We start from the raw sequence: 23816 nt of genomic DNA, 5'->3' as shown, positions 1-23816 counted from the left end.
ACGAGGAACTGACATGAATCCTGTTATCGCCGAACTCGGCAAGGCCTCCTACCGTGCCGAGGTTCCGGAGTTCCGTCCTGGCGATTCCGTGCGGGTGCACGTACGCGTTGTCGAGGGCAACAAGTCCCGTATCCAGGTATTTGCCGGTGTGGTGATCGCCCGCAACGGGTCCGGTGTCTCCGAGGCCTTCACCGTCCGCAAGGTGTCCTACGGCACCGGGGTGGAGCGTACTTTCCCGCTGCACTCGCCGATCATCGAGAAGATCGAAGTCGAGCGTCGTGGTGATGTGCGTCGCGCCAAGCTGTACTACCTGCGCGGGCTGCACGGAAAGGCCGCCAAGATCAAGGAGCGTCGCTGATCGCCGCACGCAGGGTCGGGCTCCGGTTGCCATCACGGCGCCGGGGCCCGGTTTATGTGTGGACCAAGACGTAAGATTGGCCGGGCGCGAAGGAGGACGGATGAGCGAAGACCAGGAGATGACAACCCCCAGCTCCCGTAAGAGAGGTCCGCTGCGTAGTGGATTGGGGTTCGTCGGTGAGGTTGCCATCGCGGGGGTCATAGCCTTGGTCCTGACTGCTCTGTTACGGATTTTCGTCTTCCAGATCTTCGAGGTGCCCAGTGGGTCCATGGAGAACACTCTCAAACAGGGTGACCGGATCACCGCAATGCGGATGGTTGACCACCAACGTGGCGACGTTATCGTCTTCGAGGATCCGAACGGCCAGTGGATGGGTCCCCAACCGACTCAGACCAATGCCGTGCGTGGTGCCTTGGAAAGGATCGGCCTGTTGCCGGATTCCTCGAAGGGATACTTGGTGAAGCGCATCATCGGGCTGCCTGGTGATCATGTCGTGTGCTGCAATCAGAATGGGAACATCACCGTCAACGACGTTGAACTCGTCGAGGAATATCTCTATACCGATTCCACCGGAACAATGGTCGATCCCTCGGACACGCCCTTCGATGTCATCGTCCCAGTCAATTCCTTATTCGTCATGGGGGACCATCGAGACCGTTCCGGGGATTCTCGGCTTCACTTGTGTCAGACGCCGGTCAGCGGCAGCCCACCAGGTTCGATGGGCTTTGTGCCGACCGACAACGTCGTTGGCCCGGTCAAGGCAATCATCCTGCCATTTGACAGGATGACGACTTTGAAGACCCCATCCGGCTTCGCCGGGGTCCCCGACGCAGGAGAGGCCCCGGCCGCTCCCGTCCTCGGGGAGGGAACCTGCTCGCGATGAGCATTAGACCCGGCCCAGGAGCTCACGGATACGAACGTGCCCTTGTTCAGGCGGGTTTTTCCCTGGTGGCCGGCGCCGATGAGGCGGGGCGGGGTGCCTGTGCAGGCCCGCTCGTCGCGGCGGCAGTGATTTTGGACCCAGAACATCCTATTGAGGGACTGGACGATTCGAAGAAGCTGAGTGTCGCAACCCGTGAACGACTTCATGACCGGATCATTGAATCGGCGATCGCTTGGTCGGTGGTGTTCATCACCAACCAGGAATGCGATGAGCTAGGGATGCAGGAAGCCGATGTGCAGGGGTTGCGCAGGGTCCTGCTCAGGCTAGAACCTAGACCCTCTTTCGTTATCACCGATGGTTTTCCTGTCACCGGACTTGATGTCCCTGGGCTCGCGATCTGGAAGGGTGACCAAGTCGCAGCCTGCGTCAGCGCGGCATCGATCCTTGCGAAGGTGACCAGGGACCGCTGGATGATTGACCAGGACCGGCAGTGGCCTGGTTACGGTTTTGCCGTGCACAAAGGGTATGCCACCGCGGCCCACCAGAAGGCCCTTGAATCCCTGGGCCCCACCCCGATCCACCGCATGTCGTACGACAACGTGCGCCGAGCGGCTAGAGTTGAGCCATCATGAGCGCCGATGATCTCGAGGCCTACGAGGCCAGGCTTGAACTCGACCTGTACCGCGAGTACAAGGACGTCGTCGATATCTTCACCTACGCAGTGGAGACGGAACGACGCTTCTACCTCTGTAATGCGGTCGATCTCAAGGTGCGCACCGAGGGCGGGGACGTCTACTACGAAGTGTCCATGGGGGATGCTTGGGTATGGGACATGTACCGTCCCGCTCGTTTCGTGAAGTCGGCCAAGGTACTGACCTTCCGGGATGTGTCCATTGAGGAAATCCAGCACCGCGAATTGGAGGTCCCGGACCGGGAGTGATTCATCCGGTCCCGAGATGACCTGTTGTGGATAACCTGAACGTTTTCACCCATACCGCCCATATATCTCCTCGACGAAGGAGGTCGACGAGATGGGCAAGTCGTTCGGAACATGGGGAGAAGATCTCGCCGCAGAGTACCTTGAGCGGCTCGGCTGGCAAATTGTGGAGCGCAACTGGCGTTGTAGTGCGGGGGAGATTGATCTGGTGGCCCTTGAGCCGGTGCACGGATCGCCACCCATCGGGGTCATCATTGAGGTCAAGACCCGCCACGGTGTCGGATACGGAGATCCCCTGGAGGCCATTACCTCGGCGAAGATTGCGCGGCTGCGACGTCTGGCTTGCCGGTGGCGTTCGGAATGCGGGCTGGAACTATCCGACCTGCGGGTGGACGCCATCGGGATACTCAAGCGCCCTGGTCTGGCTGCCAACATGACCCATCTGGCCGGTGTCGCATGACCACATCATCGGCTTGGTCTGTTGCCCTGCTCGGGATGGATGCTCGCCCGGTGGAGGTCGAGGCCTCCATCACCAGTGGCTTGCCGCGGGTAGTGATGGTTGGGCTTCCCGATACCGCCCTCTACGAGGCCCGTGACAGATGTCGTGCCGCATTTGCCGGGGCAGGTCTCGGCTGGCCTTCCCAGCTACTCACCATCAACCTCACTCCGGCTTGGCTGCCGAAATCTGGTTCACATTATGATTTGGCGATCGTTGCTGCGGTGCTTATGGCCGACGAGAAGGCTCCTGGCGATGTGGGTCGGCGGTGTGTGTTCATGGGAGAACTGGGTCTTGACGGATGCACCAGACCGGTGCGGGGAATCTTGCCGGGAGTTCTTGCTGCTCGGCGGGTGGGTTTTGACACCGCCGTGGTACCGGCAGTGCAGTACCGCGAGGCCAGTCTCGTGGAGGGAGTGACCGTGTGGCCGGTGGCCGATCTCGCCGATCTGGTTGAGGTGCTGCATGGTCGTCCCGTCCTGGCAAGGTCCATGCCGCAGGATACGGTCGATGTTCCGGCACAGCGTCTGGTTGGTGACCTGTGCGAAGTGAAGGGGCAACCAGAAGCCTGCTGGGCGCTGGAGGTTGCTGCGGCTGGCGGTCATCACGTGTTCTTGCATGGGGCACCAGGTGTGGGCAAATCGATGTTGGCCCAGCGTCTTCCTGGTTTGCTGCCAGCGTTGGACGATGAATCGGCTCTCGAGGTCTCAGCGGTCCGGTCCTTGGCAGGCATTGAGGTGGGCGGTGGGTTGGTGCGCACCCCGCCCTTCTCGAACCCGCACCACAATGCATCGATGGCTGCCATGGTCGGCGGCGGCTCCCGGGTCGCATCTCCGGGGGCGATTTCCCTGGCCCATCGAGGAGTGCTCTTTCTGGACGAGGCGCCAGAGTTCAGCCCCCGAGTACTGGAAGCGTTGCGAACGCCCCTGGAGACCGGTGAGGTCACGATCGCACGGGCTAATGCTCAAGTTCGCTACCCGGCTCGGTTTCAGCTAGTTCTTGCGGCCAATCCCTGTCCATGCGGGATGAGCGGTGTCCCAGGTGGGCGATGCACCTGTGCGCCGATGAGCATTCGCCGCTACAACGACCGGCTCAGCGGCCCGATCCTCGACCGGATCGACATCCATCTGCGGCTGATGCCCAATCTGGCGGGTCTGGTCGACTCACTGTCCGGAGACCCGACGGCCGTCGTTGCACAGCGAGTGGCCGAGGCCCGAGAACGAATGTCGGTCAGACTCACCCCGGTGAAATGTCGCACCAATGCGGAGGTACCAGGTTCGGTACTGCGTCGTATGCCTCGACCACAAGGAACTGAACTTCTTGACGATGCGATGAGGCAGGGCAGACTGAGTGCCCGGGGATACGACAAAGTGGTCAGGCTCGCGTGGACGCTGGCCGATCTTGCGGGCAGACAGGTCCCCGATCGTGAAGATCTTGCCGGTGCCCTCAGCCTGCGCCAAGATGAATGGAGGGCTGCAGCATGACGGTCTGGGATGAGGAACACCGGGCACGGGCGGTGCTGTCGGCGGCCTGTACACCGGGAGACCGTCGCATCGTCGGGCTGCTCCAGGAACACCCGGCTCCCGAAGCGGTGGCTGCTCTGAGACACGGCGGGGGAAGAACACCGTGGTCGGCGCGGGCTATTGAGACCGACGAAGAAGATCTTGCGCAGCGCGCCGAAAATTGTGGCCTGGAGTTCCTGATTCCCGGCGACGAATGCTTCCCGTCAGTCCTGTCCGACCTAGACAACTGTGGTCAGGTGAACGACATGGGCGGGGCGCCACTGGGGCTGTGGGTTGCAGGCGATCCTTACCTGCTCATCGACAGTCGGCCTAGGGTGGCTGTCGTTGGCGCTCGTGCTGCGACTCGCTATGGCGAGGCGATAGCCACCGACATGACGTATCGCCTAGCATGTCAGGAGTTCGGGGCGCATGTCATTATCTCCGGAGGTGCCTACGGAATTGATGCGGCCGCCCACCGCGGGGCGATAGCGGCCGGAGGAACGACCGTCGGTGTCTACGCAGGTGGGCTGGACGAACCCTATCCGCGGGGCAACCACAACTTGTTCGAGGCGATTCGCGCCGAACACGTGGCGATCTCCGAGGCAGCGCCGGGGGTGAGATGCCATCGCATGGATTTCCTGGCCCGCAACAGGCTCATCGCGGCATTGGGCCAAGGTGTCGTCGTGGTGGAGGCAGCGATGCGATCAGGGGCCAGGAACACCACGAGCTGGGCCATCGAGTTGTCCCGACCGGTCATGGCGGTTCCAGGTTCGGTGCATTCCAGCTCTTCGACCGGATGCCATCAGATGATCAGGGACGGCAAAGCGGTGCTGGTGACCGATGCGCGGGACGTGGCGGCCGTTCTTGCCCCGATGGGGCGCGCGCCTATGCTGGAGATCAGGGGAGTCGCCAGAGCCCTTGACGGGTTGGATGCCCGGTTGACGGGCATTCGTGAGGCGATGCCTGCCCGCGGGGGAGTCACCTCGGCGGAACTGGCTGTCATTCGATGCATGGGTATCCAGGAGGTGATGGCCGGATTGGCCGAGTTGGAAGCCCGTGGCCTGGTGAGGCGTCGTCTCGATGGATCCTGGCAGATCCAGCGCTGAGTGGTTCTCGTGAGAATCAATGCGATGCTGCCTGTCGTCGGCTTTGATACGCTCCTCGACGGGTAGGGTCCTCGCTAGACTGACGGCGGCCGGTGCGGCGACGCTCGGTTACCCGGGAAACCCACCCATTCACCAGAAGGAGTCGAAGTGACCGAGTCAACAACAGGCATTGTGCCCATCGACATTGAGGTCTCCTCTCAGGTCGCGACCCACTGGTACAACCTGAATGCTGATTTTCCCGAACCCACGCCACCGGCACTCAACCCGGCCACCGATGAACCGTTGATCCCAGAGGACTTGGCCGCGTTGTTCCCGATGTCGCTGATCACCCAAGAGATCTCCACCGAGCGATTCATCGAGATTCCGCAGGCAGTGCGTGAGGTTTACTCGCTGTGGCGCCCCTCGCCACTGCACAGAGCCAAGCGCTTGGAGCGGGCCATCGGTACCAAGGCAAAGATCTACTACAAGTATGAGGGCGTGTCGCCCACGGGTTCGCACAAACCAAACTCGGCCGTGCCACAAGCCTATTTCAACAAGCTGGAGGGCATCGAACGGCTCACCACTGAGACCGGTGCCGGGCAATGGGGAGCCTCCTTGGCCTTCGCCTGCGCACTGTTCGGGTTGGAGTCTGAGACTTGGCAGGTGAGATCCTCTTACGAGCAGAAGCCCTACCGGCACATGCAGATGGAGGTCTACGGATCGAGCTGTCATGCCTCTCCCTCCGAATTGACTGAGGCCGGACGGCGCATGCGCGCTGAGTTTCCGGACACCACCGGTTCCCTTGGCATGGCCATCTCGGAGGCGGTCGAAGTGGCTATGCGCGACCCAAAGACGAACTACGCTCTCGGGTCGGTGCTCAACCACGTCATGCTGCACCAGAGCGTCATCGGCCAGGAAGTGCTCGCCCAGTTGACACAAGCCGGTGAGGAGCAGGCTGATGTGGTCTTCGGTTGCGCGGGCGGCGGCTCGAATGCTGCAGGGCTGATGTTCCCGCTGCTGGGTCAGAATCTGCGCGAGGGGACCACAACCCGTTTCGTGGCCTGCGAACCTGCGGCCTGTCCATCAATCACCAAGGGCGAATACCGCTACGACTTCGGTGATGTTGCCGGCCTGACCCCCAAGCTGAAGATGTACACGCTGGGTGCCGATTTTGTGCCGCCCGCCATCCATGCTAGCGGGCTGCGCTATCACGGCATGTCGCCAATGCTCAGCCATGCCGTCCACATGGGGCTAATCGGTGCCACCGCAATCGAGCAGAAGGACTGTTTTCGTGCCGGCATCACCTTCGCCCGTGCCGAGGGCATCATCCCGGCACCTGAATCGACCCATGCCATCGCCGGTGCCCTTCGTTACGCGACAACCGATGCTCGGGGCGGTGAGGTTATCGTCATTGGGCTATCGGGCAACGGGGTGCTCGATTTGACTGCCTACAGCGGTGTCCTCGGCTGAATCCATCGTTGAGTCGAATCTGCCTGTGTGACTGGGCGCTACCCATCGTGGTGCACGGTCACATTGTCATCTTGGGTTTCCTTTCAGGGGGGAACAAGGAGGTCGGCCGCTGGGGCTGTGGGTTGCTGGGGCCCCACGGTGCTGGCGATGCCGCGAGCAGTCGCGGTTCTCGGGACGCGAACGGCCACCAGTTGCCTGCACGTAGCGGGAGAAGTGGTGGCCATGCTCGTCACGTCAGCCGCTGATGTGACGGCCCTGTTGTCCCTTTTGAGAGTTCAGGAGGAGTTCCCGTTGCGGGGTGAGGACCGGCCAATCGATTCTCTCCCGACCCTACTCAGATCAGTCAGGGAGGCAATTCCGGTGGCTGGGACGTCAGGGGTTGCTGAAGCTGACAGCCGCCACCGGGATGACAGTTCACCTTGCCTACGCCGACACGGAGCCCAGTATCAGGTACCCTGAGAATTTGGTGTCCTGTTCTGCATTTGCGAACTTTAGGGGAGCGCCGCCTTCCATGGGGTTTGGGATACGGAGAGCTGCTAGGCCGTTGTTTCCTTCGAGAGTGGCTGTTACTTCCGTGGTTTGGCCGGGAAGGAGCGAGGGAAGGTTGGCGTCGGCTTGGGTTGAGGTCACTATTTTCGCGGATTCAGGGGTGGATTCTTGGGGGTTGATGAGGGAAAATTCCAGTGGCCAGTTGTAGTAGAAGGGGGCGACGCCTCGGTTGGTGAGGCGGATGCTGACCTGGGTTTTTCCGTCTGTCGCGACGGTGCGGGTTTGTGTGACCGCGAGGTCGTATCCCAGTGCGGCATGGGCCTTTGTTGCTTTCTCGAGTGCTGCTCCGCTGTAGCCTTCCGAGAAAGCCTTGTGATTCACGAGCCATGTGGCGTGAGTCTGTTTGGTGGCTTCACTGAAGTCTTCGGCATGATCGCAGTCTGTTGGCTCGTTGAACACGCAGAGTTGGACTTGCGGATATACCTCACCTCCGATTGCCTCGGTCTGCCAGCGTTCGGTCAACTGGTATGCCTCCATCCGGGCCATGAAGTGCCAGTCAATGGTGGGGAGCGTTGATTCTGCGAAAGAATCGTCGTGGAAGCCAATCTTGATGTTCTCCAGGCCCTGTCCGGGGTTCCTGTTCAGGAGTTTCGTGGTGTTGAAAGCTGCGTCCCACGCCCGGTAATAGGAGAGTTCCACCTCACGGGTCGGCATCCACTGTGCGCTGTTGGGATTGTCTGTGTGTGACTTGCCGTCCATCGGGTACGTGTGCTGCTCGCCCCAGAATCCGATGAGGCCGGTGGTGATGTAGCCGATCCGGGGATCTCCGTCATAGTTCTTGCCGAACTCAGCTACGAAGTCCTTGATCAGGGACTGGATTCTGGGGTCGTTGTAGTCGGGGGAGAAGCTGGTTCCATTGTTGTCGTAGAAATTGTATTTTCGTGACTGGTCTACGCCGCCGGGTCCCAAGAGGTAATCGGGAACCCCGGTGGGCTTGGTTGGGTAGTCGAGATAGAAGCGGAGTGCGGCCTGATGTCCGCGGCTCTTGATAGAGGAGAGCTGCTTCTCGAACTCTGCCCAGTCGTAGCTGCGTTCTCCCTTCACCACAGCGTTGAGTGGCATGTAGAACCACTCCATGGTGTGCGGAAAGGAGGATGCGTTGTTGTCGAGATTCTCATTGAATGGTGTGAAGCCTTTCAGTGGGTTGTCTGTGCGGGCTTCTGTGGTTGTCAGCGTCTGCCAACCGGTGTCGGCGCGCGCCTGAGCCGTACCACAGACGAGCCCGAGAGACAGGGCGGCAGTGACCGCGGCTGTTGCTGCCACCTTCCACTTATTAGATGTGTGAGTCATCATGCTCCTTGATGTTGCTTCCCTCCGATTTCTGTTACCCCCACCCCGACCGCAAGGCCGCTACTCCATCGCGGCTAAGGCCAAGTACATCACGGGGAGGGGGCATCTGGTCCGCGTCGCGGGGCGTGGTCTCATGAGTCCGTGGCAACGAATGTCAAGAGGGTGATCTTGGTGGTGCAGCGGGGTCCCTTGTGACCGTGCGATGTCGTAGGTGTGGAAGTGTCCCCGGTTCCACTGTTCTTGAATTGCTCAGAGGTCGATGGAAAGCACTGGTACGCAACATCAAGCTGTCCAGGTGTGGGAAACATGCGCCGGTTCATCGGCAGCGGCGGGCCAAAGAGGCCACGCACTGACATGGATCAGCTGAAGCGGTGGCGAGGTGATAAACCAAGCTGACCCCACTGCGACCATCGAGACGGCCACTGGAGCAGAGAACTTCCCTCACGTCCCGGTGGCATCAGCAAAATGCCCCGGAGCGGAGCTCCGAGGGAGCGTGTTCGAACAAGATGAGTGTGGTCGGTCCCGTATCGCATCCGGCAAACTCGTCGAAGGTCAAACAGTGACCGGGTGGGAAGCCGCTCTCGCCGAGATTGCGATGGTCTTTCCCGAGTGCTTCAACCCCCACCTGTAATCAAACATTCAAATGATCATCGTTTACGCAGACACAATTGACAAGCTCCGAGCTACCGCGTTAACTCGGTGCGCGCCACCCAGTTCTGTCAGTGGGCCACCAGCGTGCTGCGCGATTTCGCCATCCGCGGCTACGTCATCGACCGCCAACGTATGGAGAACGGCACCTTCCTCGGTGAGGACTACTTCACCGCCTGCTCGATGAGATCCGTGAGATCCGCCTGTTTGAGCGTCGTTTCTACCAGAAGGTTACCGACATCTACGCCACCAGCATCGACTACAACAAGGTCTCAACGACCAGCACCTCGCCTGATTCTACTCCAAGGCCGTGCCCGAACCCGCCGGAGTCGCTCGCGCGTCCGTCGAGTTGACCAACGCTGCACGCCACGCCGTGGCCACTACCCTCATCTGTTGCTCCCTGCCTAGTGCCCAGGTCCTCGAACTGGCTGCGCAAGGCCACCCCATGTTCAGCGCCGTGGCCCAGCTCACTCAGATGGACGTGGTCGACCTGCCGACCGGGCACTGGCCCATGTGGAGTCGCCCACAAGAGCTCGCCGACGCCATTTGCACCGCAGTCAGCCTGACCGATTGACCTCACCCCAACCCCTCGTCCTCTGATGGTGCGCTATCCGGCACGATTCCAACTGGTGCTGGCGGCGAACCCGTGCCCTTGCGGTTTACACGGGGTGACGGGCCGCGAATGCCGTTGTTCCCCCATGGCGGTGCGGAGATACCAGGAACGGTTGTCGGGGCCGATCGTGGACCGAATCGACATCCGGTCACATGTTGCCGCAGCATCGTTCCTTTCTTGTGCGGAGCCCTAGAACAACCCGAGTCCAGCACGGTGATCGCCGCGCGTGTTCTGGAAGCGCGGGAAAGGCAGGCAGGGCGGCTTCGGAACGCGCTTTGGCGGACGAACGGTGAGGTGTCCGGTCCGTGGCTGCGTTCGCAGTTGCCCTACCGGAAGGATCCGTCGCCCCTGGAATGGGCGTTGAACCGTGGCCTGCTGAGTGCCCGTGGCGTGGACAAGGTGCTGCGATTGGCGTGGACCGTTGCCGACCTGGCCGGGGAGGACCGGATATCGGCGGCCTCCCTGCGCGTGGCCATGCAGCTGAGGCAGGGCGTCCAGGAGGGGCTGCGTGATAGATATTGCGAAACGCAGGGCCCGAATGGCCCTTGTGCACTTCAGGTTGCCGCTGATCCTAGGCTCGCCCATCTCGTCGAGACTCACGGGGCCCAGGAAGTGTGGGAAACCATCCAGCGGCAGGGAGGAACCATATCCTTGGGGCGCCGTGCGCAAGGGGTTGATCCCGAGAAGCTGGAAGCCACAAGCACCCGAAGCGGTGCCGGTTTCCCGTTCCCGCGGACGAACTCTGGCCGGACAGTCTCACAGATCTTGAGATGTGTCAGCTGTCCGAGCTCGGCACTCAAGGGACAGCGTTCGGGTTCCTCCGCCTCAGTCGACTCGTTACTGCCGTGAGCCCGGAAGCCTTCTCGGGTCACGAAGGTTATGTTGAGTGCCTAGGGGAAAACAGCAGTAGAAGGCTGCGTGGGATAGTGATTCGATGGCGTCATAACGCCCGTGTCGGCATGCTCGCGGGGTACTCGGAACAAGCTAACGCGTTTGTAGCAACGCAGCGTCTGGGGCTCACGGCCAAGTCTCGGCTGTCCTGGGATATCCCGTGTCGCTGCCTCATTGTGGCGGTATACGAGATTGCGCAGCGCATCGGTGCCTGCTCCGCCGGGAGGACGGGCTAAAGCGCGCTCAAAGGCAGGAAGCCATACGCAAGATATGTTTGGTCAGCATCCTCAAGGGGAAGAAAAATTGTGACTTACCTAGTCAGGCTGATCTTTGTAAGTGTCCGAGAGAGGACTTGAACCTCCACGCCCTATAACGGGCACTAGCACCTCAAGCTAGCGCGTCTACCTATTCCGCCACCCGGACCGGTGACCGCCCGGAACCCCGAGCGCCAGAAAAACATAGCACTGCCCCGCAGATTTGGGAAACTGGAGTGGTCGTCGATGGGCAGCCAATGCCCACTCCCGGCTTAAGTGGGCGCAGAGTCGATGCGCGAGTCCATGACAAGTCACATCACCTCTTGGTTTGCGTCGTGAGACGGTCTCAGGCTCAAGTATGGGATGGAATGGGTGAGTCTGTTTCGTGACTTGTTCGACCGGCTCTCATAACCGGATCGGTTTCGCGAAGCACGATCAAGGCGAAAGATGATCAAGAACCTGTTGGCGGTGGGACAGCGAGCCCCATAGCGGGATGGTGAACTCACTCGGTGGTGCGCCTACGCTGCTGGTGCGGGCCCCCGGTGATGTCGTCTAGGGCCGAGGTGATTGGCGGAGGAAGGGACTTATCGTCGGCGGCGAGCAAGGCCTCCAGTTGTTCCGTGGTACGAGTGCCGAGCAGGGGAGCGGTGACCCCGGGAGCGTCGCGCACCCACAGCAGGGCGACCTCCGCGGGCGTCATGCCCAGCCCATCGGCGGCCCGCATCACCGCATCCACCACTGCTGAGGAGCGGGCATCGAGATATGGCTCGACAAACCAGGCCAGGTTGTCCCGCCCGCCTCGGGAATCACGGGGGATCCCAGAACGGTACTTTCCGGTCAGCACACCCCTGCCCAGCGGGGACCAGGGAAACAGACCCATACGGTGGTGGGCGAGTGCAGGCAGTACCTCGACCTCGGCACGCCGGGCCAGCAGAGAGTACTCGATCTGGGCGGAAATCAGATTGGCCCGCCCCGGAACCGCTTCCTGCCAGGTTGCTGCGGTGCCGATCTGCCAACCGATGTGGTTGCACACTCCGACGTACAGAGCCATTCCGGAATTGACCGCTTGGTCCAGAGCTGCGAGGGTCTCCTCCAAGGGAGCTCGGCCCCAGGCGTGTACTTGCCAGATATCGACATGGTCGGTGCGTAGTCGGCGCAAGGAACCGACCAGGTCGTCTAGCATCGCTCGGCGTGAGGTGTCGATTCCCTGTTGCCCGCCGCGTACCCCGAACCCGGCCTTGGTGGCGATCACCAGATCATCTCTGCGCAGGTCCGAGCGCATATGTCGGCCGATGAGTTCCTCAGCCCGTCCTCCGCCGTAGGCCGGGGCAGTGTCCACTAGGTCCCCGCCTGCATCGACAAGAACACGTAGCAAACCACGGGCGGTCTCGACGTCGACATCACTGCCCCAGGTCATGGTGCCTAAGCCCAGACGCCCGACGCTGAGTCCGGAGCCCCCGACCCGCCGACGTTTCACCTCATGCTCCGCAGGTATTGACCAGCGCTGTGTCGGGAGAAATGGTTCCGGTGAGCAGGAGCCCGGCAATGACCAAGGCGATGACCACCCGGTAGATGACGAAGGGGGTGAAAGAATGAGTCTGGATGTAGCGCAGCAGCCAAGCGATCACCGCGTAGCCGACCACTCCTGCGATGAGCGTGGCGGCGATGGTTGGACCCCACTGCACGCAGGTGTCCTCACCGATGTCTTTCAATTTGTACAGGCCCGATGCGAAAACCGCGGGAATGGCGAGCAGGAAGGCATAACGAGTGGCTGCGGGGCGCTGATAGCCGAGGAACAGGCCCGCAGAGATGGTCCCGCCGGAGCGGGAAACGCCTGGGATGAGGGCGGCTGCCTGTGCTAGGCCGTAGATGATGCCGTCGCGCCAGTTTAGCTGGTCGAGGGATTTGGCAGCGGTGCGGGAAGCTGCGTAACGATCAGCCGCTCCTAGCAGCAGGCCGACCCCACCAAGCATCGCCACGGTGATCCACAGATTACGCAACTGGGAGTCTATGGCGTCTTGGAACATCAGTCCCAGCACTCCGATGGGCAATGAACCGACGATCACGTACCAGCCCATCCGGGCATCAGGATCCCGGCGATCGACCTTTCCCACCAAGGAGAGGCACCAAGCTTTGATGATGCGCATGATGTCGCGCCAGAAGTAGATGATGACCGCGGTCTCGGTGCCTAACTGGGTGACTGCGGTGAAGGCGGATCCGGGGTCGGCGCCGTCGAAGAACAACTGTCCAACGATCAACTGGTGAGCGCTTGATGAGATCGGTAGGAACTCCGTGAGCCCTTGCACAATGCCCAGAATGATGGCCTCTACCCAGTTCAAGATGTTCTCCCTCCAAGATCCGTCGGTCAGCTTATCTCGCCCTGCTGCTGGACGCAGCCGGGCGCAAGGGCAAGTATCCGTCTGCAGGGGGTCGGCAGGCGGGGCAGTGAATTTGTTGTCGCGTCCCGATGCGGGCGATCATCACCGGGGAGGTTAGATTTGCACCATGCGAGCCTGGACGCCTGTAGCGGTTCCTGCCCTGCCTCCCAGCCGGGACGTTCCCGACCAGGTACAGGTCTGGGACACCAAGACCCAGACCCTGCGTCGGGTCGGCCCCCGCAGCGGTGAGGCCACCTTGTATGTGTGTGGCATCACTCCCTACGACGCCACCCATCTGGGTCATGCCTTCACCTATTTGACCTTCGATCTGCTGCAGCGGGTCTGGATCGATACCGGATTGACCGTGCGCTACGCGCAGAACATCACCGATATCGATGACCCCCTGCTGGAACGGGCCGATGGAACCGGGGTCGATTGGCGGGAGCTGGCGGCCTCTCAGATTGACCTTTTCCGTGAGGATATGACTGCGCTGCGCGTACTGCCGCCGCAGCACTATGTGGCTGCCACTGATGCGATGGAACTGGTCGAATCGGTGCTCGTCCGCTTGCAGAAGTCCGGTCTGCTCTACCGGGTCGAGGATCCCGGCTTCCGGGACTGGTACTTCCGCACTGCCCACGATGCATACTTCGGTGCAGTCTCCCATCTGGACTATGCCGAACAATTGGCTCAATTTGCGGCCAAGGGCGGTGATCCCGACAGGGAAGGCAAGAAAGAACGACTGGATGCCCTGATGTGGCGCTTAGAACGTCCCGGCGAACCTAGCTGGGCGTCCAGATTCGGACAGGGCCGACCCGGCTGGCACGTGGAGTGCACCGCGATCGCCCAGCACTACTTGGCAGGAACTGTCAGTGTGCAGGGTGGTGGCGCAGACCTTGCCTTTCCCCACCACGAGATGTGCGCATCCATCGGGCGGGCTGCCAATGACGGTAACCCCTTCGCTGAGGCCTATGTCCATGTAGGCATGGTGGGTCTGGAAGGTCAGAAGATGTCCAAGTCGTTGGGCAATCTGGAGCTGGTGTCCCGGCTGCGCGCCAAGGGCGTCGCGGCCCCGGTCATCAGGCTCGCCCTGCTTGCTCACCACTATCGTCACGACTGGGAATGGTTTGCCACCGACATCGGCACTGCTCAACGCCGGGCCGACGCCTGGGAGGCGGCCTTCCGGGCTTCGCGTGGAACCCAGGCTGCTCCGATGATCGCCGGTCTTCGCCGGGCGATGCGCACCGATCTCGACTCCCCGAAGGCTCTGACCATCGTCGACGAATGGGTCTCGGCAGTGCTGGCCGGTGACGGCGATGACGTATCCGCACCCGCGCAGGTGGCCGCGGCTGTCGACGCCCTGCTGGGGATCAGTTTCGACTGACCATCCTGACTCGATTGACGTGGGGGGATTACCACTGCGAAGGGTGACCCCACCACTGCGTGTTTGGATCAGAGGACTGGCTGATGGGGCACCGGAGTATTCAGTCCGGTGGATGAAGATGGATCGTGGCGTTCTATACCCGCCACCCGGTAGACTTGCTCCTCATCCAGGGTTTCGTGCTCCATCAGCGCATCGGCGATCGCATCAAGTTTCGGGCGATGCTCAGTAAGCATCGCCACTGCACGATCATGGCATTCGGAGATGATTTTGCGGACCTCGGTGTCGACCACCGCTAGTGTGGCGTCCGAGACGCCAACTTGGTGGGGATCCATATCGTCGAACAGCACGGTGATCGGGCCGACGGCCTGTGACATGCCCCATTTGCCGACCATCTGCCGGGCGATCGCCGTTGCCTGTCGCAGATCGGACTCGGCCCCCGTGGTGACCACGCCGTAGACGGCTGCCTCGGCAGCCATCCCACCCAGCGCGCCGACGATCCGACCGCGCAGGTATTGCTCATCGTAGCCGTAACGATCGGTATCCGGAGTGGACAGGGTGACGCCGAGGGCCTGGCCACGCGGGATGATCGAGACCTTGCGCACCGGGTCGGCCCCCTTTTGCAACATGCCGAGCAAGGCATGGCCTCCTTCGTGGTAGGCAGTGCGGCGCTTCTCCTCATCGGGGATGAGTACCGATCGGGCCACGCCAAGCTGGATAGTCTCCAGGGCGTCGGTGAAATCGGAGTGGTTGACCTGAGAGTCACCCCGGCGCGCGGCACGCAGCGCGGCTTCGTTGGCGAGATTCGCCAGGTCGGCTCCGGTCGCCCCTGGCGTGGACTTGGCGATGGAAGTCAGCGACACCGATGCATCCATCGGGATCTCGCGGGTGTGCACCTCAAGGATTTTCTCTCGGCCCTTTTGGTCGGGGGCGCTAACGGTGATCACCCGGTCGAACCGTCCGGGCCTAGTCAGTGCAGGGTCGAGGACATCGGAACGGTTGGTGGCCGCCATGACCACCACACCCTCGGTGCCGTCGAAACCGTCCATTTCGGTCAGGATCTGGTTGAGGGTCTGCTCACGCTCATCATTGGAACCTGAGGCCCTCGATGAACCGCGGGCACGTCCGATGGCATCAATCTCGTCGATGAAAACGATCGCGGGAGCCACTTTCTGCGCCTCATCGAAGAGCTGACGCACGCGCTGGGCACCGACACCGACGATCATTTCGATGAATTCTGATGCGGAAGCCGAGAAGAACGGCACCTCGGCCTCGCCGGCAGTGGCCCTGGCGAGTAGGGTCTTGCCGGTGCCGGGCTGGCCTTCGAGCAAAATTCCCCTGGGTGCCCGGGCGCCTACCCGGCGGTACTTGTCGGGGTTGCGGAGGAAATCAACGATCTCGTCGACCTGGTCCTTTACTTCATCGATCCCTGCCACGTCGGCGAAATTGACTCGTACCTTGGTCTTCTCCACCGGTTTCACTTGGCGCTGCATGCCGAAACCACCCAACCCGCCGGTTGTCTTCGAGATTCGGCGGAGCATCCACACGAGCGCACCGATCAGCAACCCCCACACCACCAGTGAGAAAATGAGATTGAACACCGGGCCGCGCTGGTCCACCACAGGAGTCGCCGAGACTGTGGCGTCGTGCTGGGCCAAGTTGCTGAGCAGATCGTCCTGGGCGAAGGTCGGGCGCTCGGTGGTGAACTGGGTGTAGTTGCCTTGCTTGGCGGTTTTCTCGTTCCCGTCATCGGGAAGCGATGCCTCGGCGCGTAGCTTGCCCTCAATGGTGTCACCGCGGGAGTAGATTTCCTTCACATTGCCGGCCTTCACCTGGGCTGTGAACTCTGAATAGGAGATGGCCGGGGGCGCGGAACGGGCATCCTGCCAGGAGAGGAAACCCCACACGGCGAATAGGGCAAACAGCGACACCACCCAGAAGATCCATCGCCGGGGCGAGCGATGCTGCTTGTCCTTGTCGGACTTGGAAGACTTATCTGTGGGCAGTCCCTCGGTCTTCCAAGGACGGGGTGCATCCAGCGGCGGTCTGCGTGACGGTGCATCCGAACGGTTGGGACGACGAGCACCGCTCGTGTGCTCGGTCGCGTCTTTATTCTGCGCCGGATGTGACTGGGACATGGGACCTCCTGTGCGAACGCGTCAATCGTAGACACCCACACCAGCGTTCCTGCATGACTGAATGCATCGGCGGTTACTATGCGACTCGGGAAGGTGTCGGTTGGTGCCCGGGGTGTGGAGTGGTTGAATCTTTCTCATGAGGAAGCTGATCATGGCTCCGGACGACGTGGTTCGTGACAGCCTGGCTGGCGTGGTGCACGCAGGTGGAGGGCGTGTGGTGTTCGACAAGGACCATCGTGTGGTGCTGTCCGCGACGGCTGGGCAGCGCGGCCGGGTGGGCGTCGTCTCCGGGGGAGGAGCCGGACACGAACCGTTACACGCCGGATTCGTCGGTCCCGGCATGCTGGACGCGGCTGCGGTCGGGGAAATCTTCACTTCACCCAACCCGGAACAGATTCTTGCCGCAATCTCCGCTACCGATGGGGGTGCGGGGGTCGTACTCATCGTCAAGAACTACGTGGGCGATGTGATGAACTTCGAGATGGCTGCGGAGTTGGCCGCCACCGAGGGCCATGAGGTGAGTTTGGTCATCATCGCGGATGACCTCGCGGGCAGGAACTTCCTGGCCCCGGATCAGCGAAGAGGGCTTGGGGGAACGATCCTGGTGGAGAAGGTTGCTGGTGCTATGGCCCGCGATGGGGCAGGTCTTGAGGAGGTGGCCCGGGCGGCTCGGCACGCCGCAGCTGTATGTGTCTCTCACGGCATGGCTGTGACCGGGCCGTCGACAGGGGACAATGGGCCCTCCTTCACGACCAAGGATGACGAATTTGAATTGGGTGTGGGGATCCACGGTGAACCCGGAACCGAGCTATGCCGCATCGCGCAGACGAACCCGGTCGAGAAGCTGCTCTTCCCGATGGTCGAGGCCCTGCCCGCTGCCGACGCGTATCTGTTGATTACCAGCGGTCTGGGTGGAACACCGCTGATTGAGGTCAGCCACTTTCACGCGAAGGCGATGGACTTCCTCGCGAAACGGAACATTAATGTCGTGCGTCACTTGGTGGGCGAACTTATCACCTGTCTTGATGCCGATGGGGTGACCTGCACGCTGGCCGGGCTGGATGAGCATCTACTGGATGCCTGGGACGCTGCGGTGGACACGGCGGTGCTGTCATGGTGAGTGCGGAGATGGTGCACGAGTGGTTGGCTTGTTTTGCTGAGCGGGTGGAGACAGGTAGGGGACTGCTCAACGAATTGGACAGGTTCATTGGTGACGGCGATCACGGAACAAATATGGTCCGGGGTATGAGCGCCGTCGTTGCCTTGGTCCCTGAGCCTGACCAAGGTATTTCCGGATACCTGCGTCAGGTCGCTATGACTCTCATTCGCGATGTTGGGGGAGCAGCCGGTCCGCTCTACGGAACATTCTTCCTGCGGGCCTGCGGGGTGTTGGCCATTTTGCCGGAGCCCAGTCATGCCGTGTGGTGCGCTGCACTTCAGGCCGGGGTAGAAGGTGTCGCCGAACGGGGACGTTGCATGCTCGGCGACAAGACCCTTTTCGATGTGCTGGCTCCCGCGGTGGATGCCTTTGCTGCTGACTTCGTTGATCCATGGGGTGCGGCAGCCCGGCGAGCCGATAGCTCGCGCCTGCAAACAGCCGACATGATCGCATCGAAAGGTAGGGCGGCGTTCCTGGGCACTCGTAGTCTTGGTGTAGTGGACCCCGGAGCCACCAGTGCGAGCTGGCTCATGGCTGCCGGGGCGGAGGTGATGCCTAGCTCATGATCGGTATCGTGGTTGTCTCCCATTCACATGCTCTCGCGGAAGCAGCCGTCGAACTCGCCGAACAGATGGTCTCCGAGGGTGGGCCGCGTCTCATGACGGCCGCAGGTACTGCCGACGGTGGATTTGGCACGGACGCCGGAGCCATTTCGAAAGCCATTGAGGAGGTTGACTCCGGTGATGGGGTACTGGTGGTGCTCGACATCGGCAGTGCGATTCTCAGCTCCGAGCTGGCCGTCGAGTTCCTCAACCCCTCATTGGCGGAGCGGGTCCTCGTCTCTGCGGCCCCGCTCGTGGAGGGCTTACTGACGGCGGTCGTGGCGGCGGCCGGTGGGGCTGAACTGACTGTTGTGGCCGGAGAGGCTGATACTGCGCTGGCTGGCAAAGCGGCTCATCTGGCCCATGACCAGGATGCCCCGCGGCTGCTGGATCTTCCGCACACCCCGGCCGCTCGCCCACGCCCGCGTCGCCTGGTATGGCGGGTCACGGTGCGCAACCCGCACGGCATCCATGTGCGGCCGGCCGCGAATATCGTTACGGCTCTGCGCGACGTGGATGCCGAGGTGACGTTGGCCAATGCCAGCACCGGCAAGGGGCCGGTGTGCGCCGATTCGCTGAGCCGGATTTCTGCTCTCGAGGTGCGGGAGGGACAGATTCTCGAGGCGCGGATCTCCGGGCCTCAGGCCGAAGCGGCCCGAGGCGTGCTCGCCGAGTTAGCCACCCACGATTTTGGGGAAGACATTGACCGGGTCCGGCGTACCATGGCACTTCGCAGTTCGGCGTCGGTGCCGGTGGCGCGCAGCTCACGGGTTGAGGGTGCCGAACGCCGATGTGTCCTAGGCCCGGTGGAACGTCGTCTCACTGGTGCAGAGAACGGATATGTTCCTCAAGAACCCAAGGCAGAACTTGACCGGCTCACTGCCGCGGTGGGCAGTGTCGACGACTTCCTCGCAGGACTGGGCACAACCCACTGCGCGGAGGTGGAGATCCTGGAGGCCCAACGGCTCCTGCTGGCGGACCGTGAAATGCAGCATGACATCGTCGCCCGTATCACTGCCGGTTTCAGTGCTATGGATGCGGTGGAGACCACCATTGGTTCCCTTGCAGCGGAGTTTGATCTGCTCGATGACGAATACCTGCGTGCCCGGGGACAGGATCTGCGGTCGCTGCGTCGGCTGCTCGGGCTCGCCCTCCGGGAGCGTCCACTCGGTGACCACAGTTTCGCGACTCCCGGTGTGTGGCTGCTGGACGAGTTGGACGTGGCTGGTGCGATGCAACTGGATGCCGACTCCTGTCTGGGAGTGATCACGACCTTCGGCGGGGCCAGTGGGCATGGAGTGTTGATGGCTCTGGCTAGGGGAATCCCTGTGCTCACCGGTCATCCGGAGGTCGAGAATATCGCTGAAGGTACGGTAGTTGCCTTCGACCCGGTTACTGATGAGTTGTGGATCGAACCCGATGAATCGGTCCGGGGCGAGATGGCGCGTCGTAACTCTCGCCGCGACCGGGCTGCGGAACTGGCTCGCTCGATGGCTGGGGAGGCTGCGGTGACCTTCAGCGGGCAGCGCATCATCGTGGGAAGCAACGTGGGCTCCATGGAGGACGCGGATCTGGCTGCCCGAGAAGGTGCCGACATCGTGGGCATGGTGCGCACCGAGGTCCTTTACGCCACCCGCACCGATCCTCCCACCGTGACCGATCAGGTGGACACCTATGTGGCGATCGGTCGGACGATGGGCAACCGTCCCGTGACCATTCGGGTTTGGGATCCTTCGACTGATAAGCCGGTGGGTTTCTTCGGCAGCGCCAAGGAAGCGAATCCGGCTCTCGGGGAACGAGGCATGAGGGTGATGAAGCATCATCCCGAGGTTTTCGCTGATCAACTACGGGCTATTGCCATAGCATCCAAACAGGTACACCTGCGCGTGTTGCTGCCGATGATCACCACGGTGGCCGAGGTTCGTTGGGCTCGGCAGGTGCTGTTCCAGGTGTCCCGGGAGGAAGGGGTCATTCCGGTTGACCTCGGGGTGATGGTGGAGGTTCCGGCTGCAGCCATCATGGCCGGTTCATTCGCCCATCTGCTGGACTTCGCCACCATCGGTACCAATGATCTGTCCCAGTACACCCAGGCAGCTGATCGTAACAATGCCAAGGTGCGTGACCTCGCTCGCCAGGATGCTCCGGCCGTGCTCGAACTTGTTGCGGCGACGACCCGAGCTTTATCCCGGATCCCGGTTGGTGTGTGTGGAGACCTGGCCAGCGACCCAGCGGCTACGGCTCAACTGGTCGCCAGGGGGATTACCCAGCTCAGCGTTCGCCCCGGAATGGTCGCCGAGATCAAGCAGGCGGTGCGTTCCGTCCGTGATTGATGCGCGGGAACCGTGGCCACGACCACCTGCACTAGGGTTGAGTTGTGAGCAAGACATTCGACGAACTTCACGCCCAGTTGGTCAGGATCGCCCAGGAGCGGCCCGAGGGTTCGGGAACTCTTGAGAGGTTGGATGCCGGGCCGCATGCCATCGGCAAGAAGATCGTCGAGGAGGCCGCCGAGGTGTGGATGGCCTCCGAGTACCAGTCCCGCGAGGAGGCCGCCGAGGAGATGAGCCAGCTCATTTACCACGTCACCACGATGATGGTGAGTCTCGGGCTCAGCCCCGCGGATATCTACCAATACCTTTGAGCGGAGCCACATGCTGAAGATTGCCGTCCCCAACAAAGGTGCCCTGTCCGAGGCCGCCACCACCTTGTTGCGCGAGGCCGGATACCGGCAGCGCTGCGAGCAGAAGGAACTCGTCCTCGTTGATGAGGACAACAACGTCGAATTTTACTATCTGCGTCCCCGGGACATTGCTATCTACGTGGGAGAGGGAACCCTCGACCTGGGTATCACTGGGCGCGACATGTTGCGCGACTCGTGCGCTGCTGCCACCGAGATCATGGCATTGGGATTCGGGCGCTCTAATTTTCGTTTTGCGGCTCCCGGGGGTTCGTCGATGAGCCTCGCCGACCTGGATGGGTGCCGTATCGCGACCTCCTACCCAGGTCTGCTCAGCGCATACTTAGCGGACAGGGGAATAACCGCCCGGTTGATCCCGCTGGACGGTGCTGTGGAGGTCTCCATCCGGTTGGGTGTCGCAGATGTGATAGCCGACGTCGTGGAGACTGGCACCACGTTGCGCAAGGCCGGACTGGAACTATTTGGTGACCCGATCTTGACCTCGGAGGGAATCCTCATCCAACGCACTATCGGGAACCACGAGATCGACGCGGTCGGCCTGGACCACCTGCTCCAGCGGTTGTCTGGGGTTCAGGTGGCCCGAACCTATGTCCTGCTCGATTACGACATCCCTGAGAACCTGTTGGAGCAGGCATCGGCGCTCACTCCCGGGCTGGAGGCGCCAACGGTATCCCCCTTGGCGAAGCCGGGGTGGGTAGCGGTGCGTTCCTTGGTGCCAGTCAGGGGACATCAGAGACTGATGGATAATCTGCATGATCTCGGAGCCAGGGGGATCCTGGTCACTGGATTGTCGGCCTGTCGGCTGTGAACGCTTGCCAGGTGGTGGCACCGAGGTTTTGTGCCGGAATGGTGGTGGGTTAGAATCCTTGTGTTGATCGGTCGCTGTACCGTTCTCGTGAAGCGAGGAGCTGATCCTCCACCCGTCGCCGCTCTCGGGCAGGTTCCGGGTTAATTGGTCCGGCACCGGTACCTGGCGCCGAAGCGCTTTCATGCGTCGTTGACCACGTGATCAGGCTCTCGCTTTTGCGGGGGCCTTCTGCATGTGGCACCGGTTGATGAAGATGGCGAACAAGGAGTGGATCATCAGCAACGAATTCCGCATCAACGAGCGGATCCGGGTGCCGGAAGTGCGCCTGGTCGGGCCGCAGGGTGAGCAGGTGGGCATCGTCAAGGTGGAACAGGCATTGCAGCTTGCCCGCGAGCACGATCTCGACTTGGTGGAGGTGGCGCCGGACGCACGTCCTCCGGTGTGCAAGCTCATGGACTACGGCAAATTCAAGTACGAGAACGCCCAAAAGGCACGTGAATCGCGTCGTAACCAGGCGAATACCGTGCTCAAGGAGATGAAACTTCGTCCCAAGATCGACGACCACGACTACGAGACCAAGAAGGGTCATGTCGTTCGGTTCCTGCGAGGCGGCGACAAGGTGAAGATCACCATCATGTTCCGTGGTCGTGAGCAGTCGCGTCCCGAACTGGGTACGAATCTGCTGCGTCAGCTTGCGGAGGATGTGATCGAGGATGGCACCGTCGAGCAGGCTCCACGTCAAGAGGGCCGCAACATGCACATGGTGCTTGCTCCCACCCGAAAGAAATCCGAGGCGCGTGCCGCTGAGGCCGCTCAGCGTGAGCAGCGCGCCGCAGCTCGTCAGGCAGCTGCTGACGAGGAGAAGCGGGTGGAGGCCGAATTGCGTGCTCGCGGGGCATCTCAACCAAAGAAGAAGAAGGGGCCAGCCGACAACCTCGACCCGGACATTGACCTATAGACCTCGGACATTGACCTATAGACCTCGGGTTGTCACCTCACGGGTGCAGCCCAAGCCCGACGGCTGACAGTCGTTCGGGACGATTCAACCAAAAGGAGAGGCACCATGCCGAAGATGAAGTCTCACTCCGGTGCCAAGAAGCGGTTCAAGCTGACCGGCAGCGGGAAGCTGAAGCATGCCCGCGCAGGCAAGGCGCACCTGAACGAGCACAAACCGACTAGGCGCACTCGTCGTTTGAGCGTTGACGGAGTCCTCGAGGGCGCCGACGCTAAGAAGATGAAGAAGCTGGTGGGCTCCTACAAGCCCAAGTCGCAGCGCGGCTGAGTCACCCGAATCGAACAAGGAGCACAAGATGGCACGTGTCAAGCGCGGAGTCAATGCGCAGAAGAAGCGTCGTGAGGTGCTGGAGCAGGCTTCGGGTTACCGTGGTCAGCGTTCCCGCCTATACCGCAAGGCCAAAGAGCAAATCCTGCACTCGGCCACCTATGCCTATCGTGATCGTCGCGCCAGGAAGGGCGACTTCCGCAGTCTGTGGATCCAGCGAATCAATGCCGCTGCCCGCGCTGAGGGGATGACCTACAACCGGTTCATTAACGGTCTGCATAATGCTGGCGTCGAGGTTGACCGCAAGATTCTTGCCGAGCTCGCAGTCTCTGACCGGGCTGCCTTCGCAGCGCTGGTCGAGGTCGCCAAGGCAAACCAGCCCACCGCGGCTTGATCC

The 23816-nt window shown here is 61.8% G+C and carries 24 protein-coding genes, 1 tRNA gene and 1 pseudogene; 21 read left to right on the top strand and 5 right to left on the bottom strand.

Features of this window, described 5'->3' with window-relative positions:
- Positions 1-13 precede the first annotated feature (13 nt).
- From rplS to HMPREF1531_RS11425, 8 genes are all read left to right on the top strand, one after another.
- Entirely contained in the window at positions 14-358 is a 345-nt protein-coding gene (gene rplS, locus HMPREF1531_RS11460) for a 50S ribosomal protein L19 (protein WP_016670119.1), read from the top strand.
- 100 nt (positions 359-458) lie between these two features.
- Positions 459-1241, top strand: coding sequence for a signal peptidase I (gene lepB, locus HMPREF1531_RS11455; RefSeq protein WP_016670118.1), 783 nt, complete (start codon positions 459-461; stop codon positions 1239-1241).
- Complete coding sequence (locus tag HMPREF1531_RS11450; RefSeq protein ID WP_016670117.1) at positions 1238-1873, top strand: ribonuclease HII; 636 nt, start codon at positions 1238-1240, stop codon at positions 1871-1873. The genes lepB and HMPREF1531_RS11450 overlap by 4 nt, the downstream gene beginning before the upstream one ends.
- Positions 1870-2181 carry a DUF2469 domain-containing protein gene (locus tag HMPREF1531_RS11445; RefSeq protein ID WP_016670116.1) on the top strand — a complete coding sequence of 104 codons (312 nt, stop codon included), beginning with the start codon at positions 1870-1872 and terminating at the stop codon, positions 2179-2181. The genes HMPREF1531_RS11450 and HMPREF1531_RS11445 overlap by 4 nt, the downstream gene beginning before the upstream one ends.
- Positions 2182-2272: 91 nt before the next feature.
- Positions 2273-2638 carry a YraN family protein gene (locus HMPREF1531_RS11440; protein ID WP_016670115.1) on the top strand — a complete coding sequence of 122 codons (366 nt, stop codon included), beginning with the start codon at positions 2273-2275 and terminating at the stop codon, positions 2636-2638.
- On the top strand, positions 2635-4158 hold the full coding sequence (locus HMPREF1531_RS11435) for a YifB family Mg chelatase-like AAA ATPase (RefSeq protein ID WP_016670114.1): 1524 nt from the start codon (positions 2635-2637) through the stop codon (positions 4156-4158). The genes HMPREF1531_RS11440 and HMPREF1531_RS11435 overlap by 4 nt, the downstream gene beginning before the upstream one ends.
- On the top strand, positions 4155-5282 hold the full coding sequence (locus HMPREF1531_RS11430) for a DNA-processing protein DprA (protein WP_016670113.1): 1128 nt from the start codon (positions 4155-4157) through the stop codon (positions 5280-5282). The genes HMPREF1531_RS11435 and HMPREF1531_RS11430 overlap by 4 nt, the downstream gene beginning before the upstream one ends.
- A 147-nt stretch (positions 5283-5429) precedes the next feature.
- Positions 5430-6731 (top strand): TrpB-like pyridoxal phosphate-dependent enzyme, encoded by a 1302-nt coding sequence (locus HMPREF1531_RS11425; RefSeq protein ID WP_016670112.1) that lies wholly within the window; start codon positions 5430-5432, stop codon positions 6729-6731.
- A gap of 423 nt (positions 6732-7154) precedes the next feature.
- Here HMPREF1531_RS11425 and HMPREF1531_RS11420 read toward each other — a convergent pair whose 3' ends face one another.
- The gene (locus tag HMPREF1531_RS11420) at positions 7155-8573 is read right to left on the bottom strand and encodes a DUF4832 domain-containing protein (RefSeq protein WP_084669403.1); all 1419 of its coding nucleotides are present in this window, start codon (positions 8571-8573) and stop codon (positions 7155-7157) included.
- A 696-nt stretch (positions 8574-9269) separates the two neighbouring features.
- Between HMPREF1531_RS11420 and rhuM the strand changes: the two are divergent.
- From rhuM to HMPREF1531_RS11410, 4 genes and pseudogenes are all read left to right on the top strand, one after another.
- Positions 9270-9571, top strand: a pseudogene (gene rhuM / locus HMPREF1531_RS14460) (RhuM family protein).
- A complete protein-coding gene (locus HMPREF1531_RS11415; protein WP_016670109.1) occupies positions 9529-9792 on the top strand; it encodes a hypothetical protein in 264 nt (87 codons plus the stop codon). The pseudogene rhuM and the gene HMPREF1531_RS11415 overlap by 43 nt, the downstream one beginning before the upstream one ends.
- A gap of 25 nt (positions 9793-9817) precedes the next feature.
- The gene (locus tag HMPREF1531_RS14210) at positions 9818-10024 is read left to right on the top strand and encodes an ATP-binding protein (protein WP_084669402.1); all 207 of its coding nucleotides are present in this window, start codon (positions 9818-9820) and stop codon (positions 10022-10024) included.
- Positions 10025-10044: 20 nt separating this feature from the next.
- Complete coding sequence (locus tag HMPREF1531_RS11410; protein ID WP_016670108.1) at positions 10045-10680, top strand: hypothetical protein; 636 nt, start codon at positions 10045-10047, stop codon at positions 10678-10680.
- A 379-nt stretch (positions 10681-11059) separates the two neighbouring features.
- On the opposite strand, the gene HMPREF1531_RS11405 is transcribed toward HMPREF1531_RS11410, so the two are convergent.
- From HMPREF1531_RS11405 to HMPREF1531_RS11395, 3 genes are all read right to left on the bottom strand, one after another.
- Positions 11060-11145: transfer RNA gene (locus HMPREF1531_RS11405), tRNA-Leu, on the bottom strand.
- A 333-nt stretch (positions 11146-11478) separates the two neighbouring features.
- Positions 11479-12453 carry an aldo/keto reductase gene (locus HMPREF1531_RS11400; RefSeq protein ID WP_016670107.1) on the bottom strand — a complete coding sequence of 325 codons (975 nt, stop codon included), beginning with the start codon at positions 12451-12453 and terminating at the stop codon, positions 11479-11481.
- A 1-nt stretch (position 12454) separates the two neighbouring features.
- Positions 12455-13315, bottom strand: a complete 861-nt coding sequence (locus HMPREF1531_RS11395; RefSeq protein ID WP_016670106.1) for an undecaprenyl-diphosphate phosphatase — start codon at positions 13313-13315, stop codon at positions 12455-12457.
- 166 nt (positions 13316-13481) lie between these two features.
- On the opposite strand from HMPREF1531_RS11395, the gene mshC reads away from it, so the two are divergent.
- Complete coding sequence (gene mshC / locus HMPREF1531_RS11390) at positions 13482-14735, top strand: cysteine--1-D-myo-inosityl 2-amino-2-deoxy-alpha-D-glucopyranoside ligase (RefSeq protein ID WP_016670105.1); 1254 nt, start codon at positions 13482-13484, stop codon at positions 14733-14735.
- Positions 14736-14803: 68 nt separating this feature from the next.
- On the opposite strand, the gene ftsH is transcribed toward mshC, so the two are convergent.
- Positions 14804-16870 (bottom strand): ATP-dependent zinc metalloprotease FtsH, encoded by a 2067-nt coding sequence (ftsH, locus tag HMPREF1531_RS11385; RefSeq protein ID WP_016670104.1) that lies wholly within the window; start codon positions 16868-16870, stop codon positions 14804-14806.
- Positions 16871-17006: 136 nt separating this feature from the next.
- Here ftsH and HMPREF1531_RS11380 point away from each other — a divergent pair, with 136 nt between their 5' ends.
- The 8 genes from HMPREF1531_RS11380 to rplT all read left to right on the top strand — a co-directional run bounded on the left by HMPREF1531_RS11380 (position 17007) and on the right by rplT (position 23813).
- On the top strand, positions 17007-17990 hold the full coding sequence (locus tag HMPREF1531_RS11380) for a dihydroxyacetone kinase subunit DhaK (protein WP_036899409.1): 984 nt from the start codon (positions 17007-17009) through the stop codon (positions 17988-17990).
- Positions 17984-18595, top strand: coding sequence for a dihydroxyacetone kinase subunit DhaL (dhaL, locus tag HMPREF1531_RS11375; RefSeq protein ID WP_036899406.1), 612 nt, complete (start codon positions 17984-17986; stop codon positions 18593-18595). The genes HMPREF1531_RS11380 and dhaL overlap by 7 nt, the downstream gene beginning before the upstream one ends.
- Complete coding sequence (dhaM, locus tag HMPREF1531_RS11370) at positions 18592-20961, top strand: dihydroxyacetone kinase phosphoryl donor subunit DhaM (protein WP_016670101.1); 2370 nt, start codon at positions 18592-18594, stop codon at positions 20959-20961. Before dhaL ends, dhaM begins: the two co-directional genes overlap by 4 nt.
- Positions 20962-21005: 44 nt before the next feature.
- Positions 21006-21272, top strand: coding sequence for a phosphoribosyl-ATP diphosphatase (locus HMPREF1531_RS11365; protein WP_016670100.1), 267 nt, complete (start codon positions 21006-21008; stop codon positions 21270-21272).
- A 10-nt stretch (positions 21273-21282) separates the two neighbouring features.
- Positions 21283-22137, top strand: coding sequence for an ATP phosphoribosyltransferase (hisG, locus tag HMPREF1531_RS11360; protein WP_016670099.1), 855 nt, complete (start codon positions 21283-21285; stop codon positions 22135-22137).
- A 247-nt stretch (positions 22138-22384) separates the two neighbouring features.
- On the top strand, positions 22385-23095 hold the full coding sequence (gene infC, locus HMPREF1531_RS11355) for a translation initiation factor IF-3 (RefSeq protein WP_156860326.1): 711 nt from the start codon (positions 22385-22387) through the stop codon (positions 23093-23095).
- A 105-nt stretch (positions 23096-23200) separates the two neighbouring features.
- The gene (rpmI, locus tag HMPREF1531_RS11350) at positions 23201-23419 is read left to right on the top strand and encodes a 50S ribosomal protein L35 (RefSeq protein ID WP_016670097.1); all 219 of its coding nucleotides are present in this window, start codon (positions 23201-23203) and stop codon (positions 23417-23419) included.
- A gap of 28 nt (positions 23420-23447) precedes the next feature.
- Complete coding sequence (gene rplT, locus HMPREF1531_RS11345) at positions 23448-23813, top strand: 50S ribosomal protein L20 (protein ID WP_016670096.1); 366 nt, start codon at positions 23448-23450, stop codon at positions 23811-23813.
- The last annotated feature ends 3 nt before the right edge of the window (positions 23814-23816 follow it).

This window comes from Propionibacterium sp. oral taxon 192 str. F0372, from assembly GCF_000413315.1.
In the GTDB taxonomy this organism is placed as follows: domain Bacteria; phylum Actinomycetota; class Actinomycetes; order Propionibacteriales; family Propionibacteriaceae; genus Brooklawnia.
The sequence above is the reverse complement of the archived record's forward strand: the minus strand, read 5'-3'. Positions and strand labels throughout refer to the sequence as shown.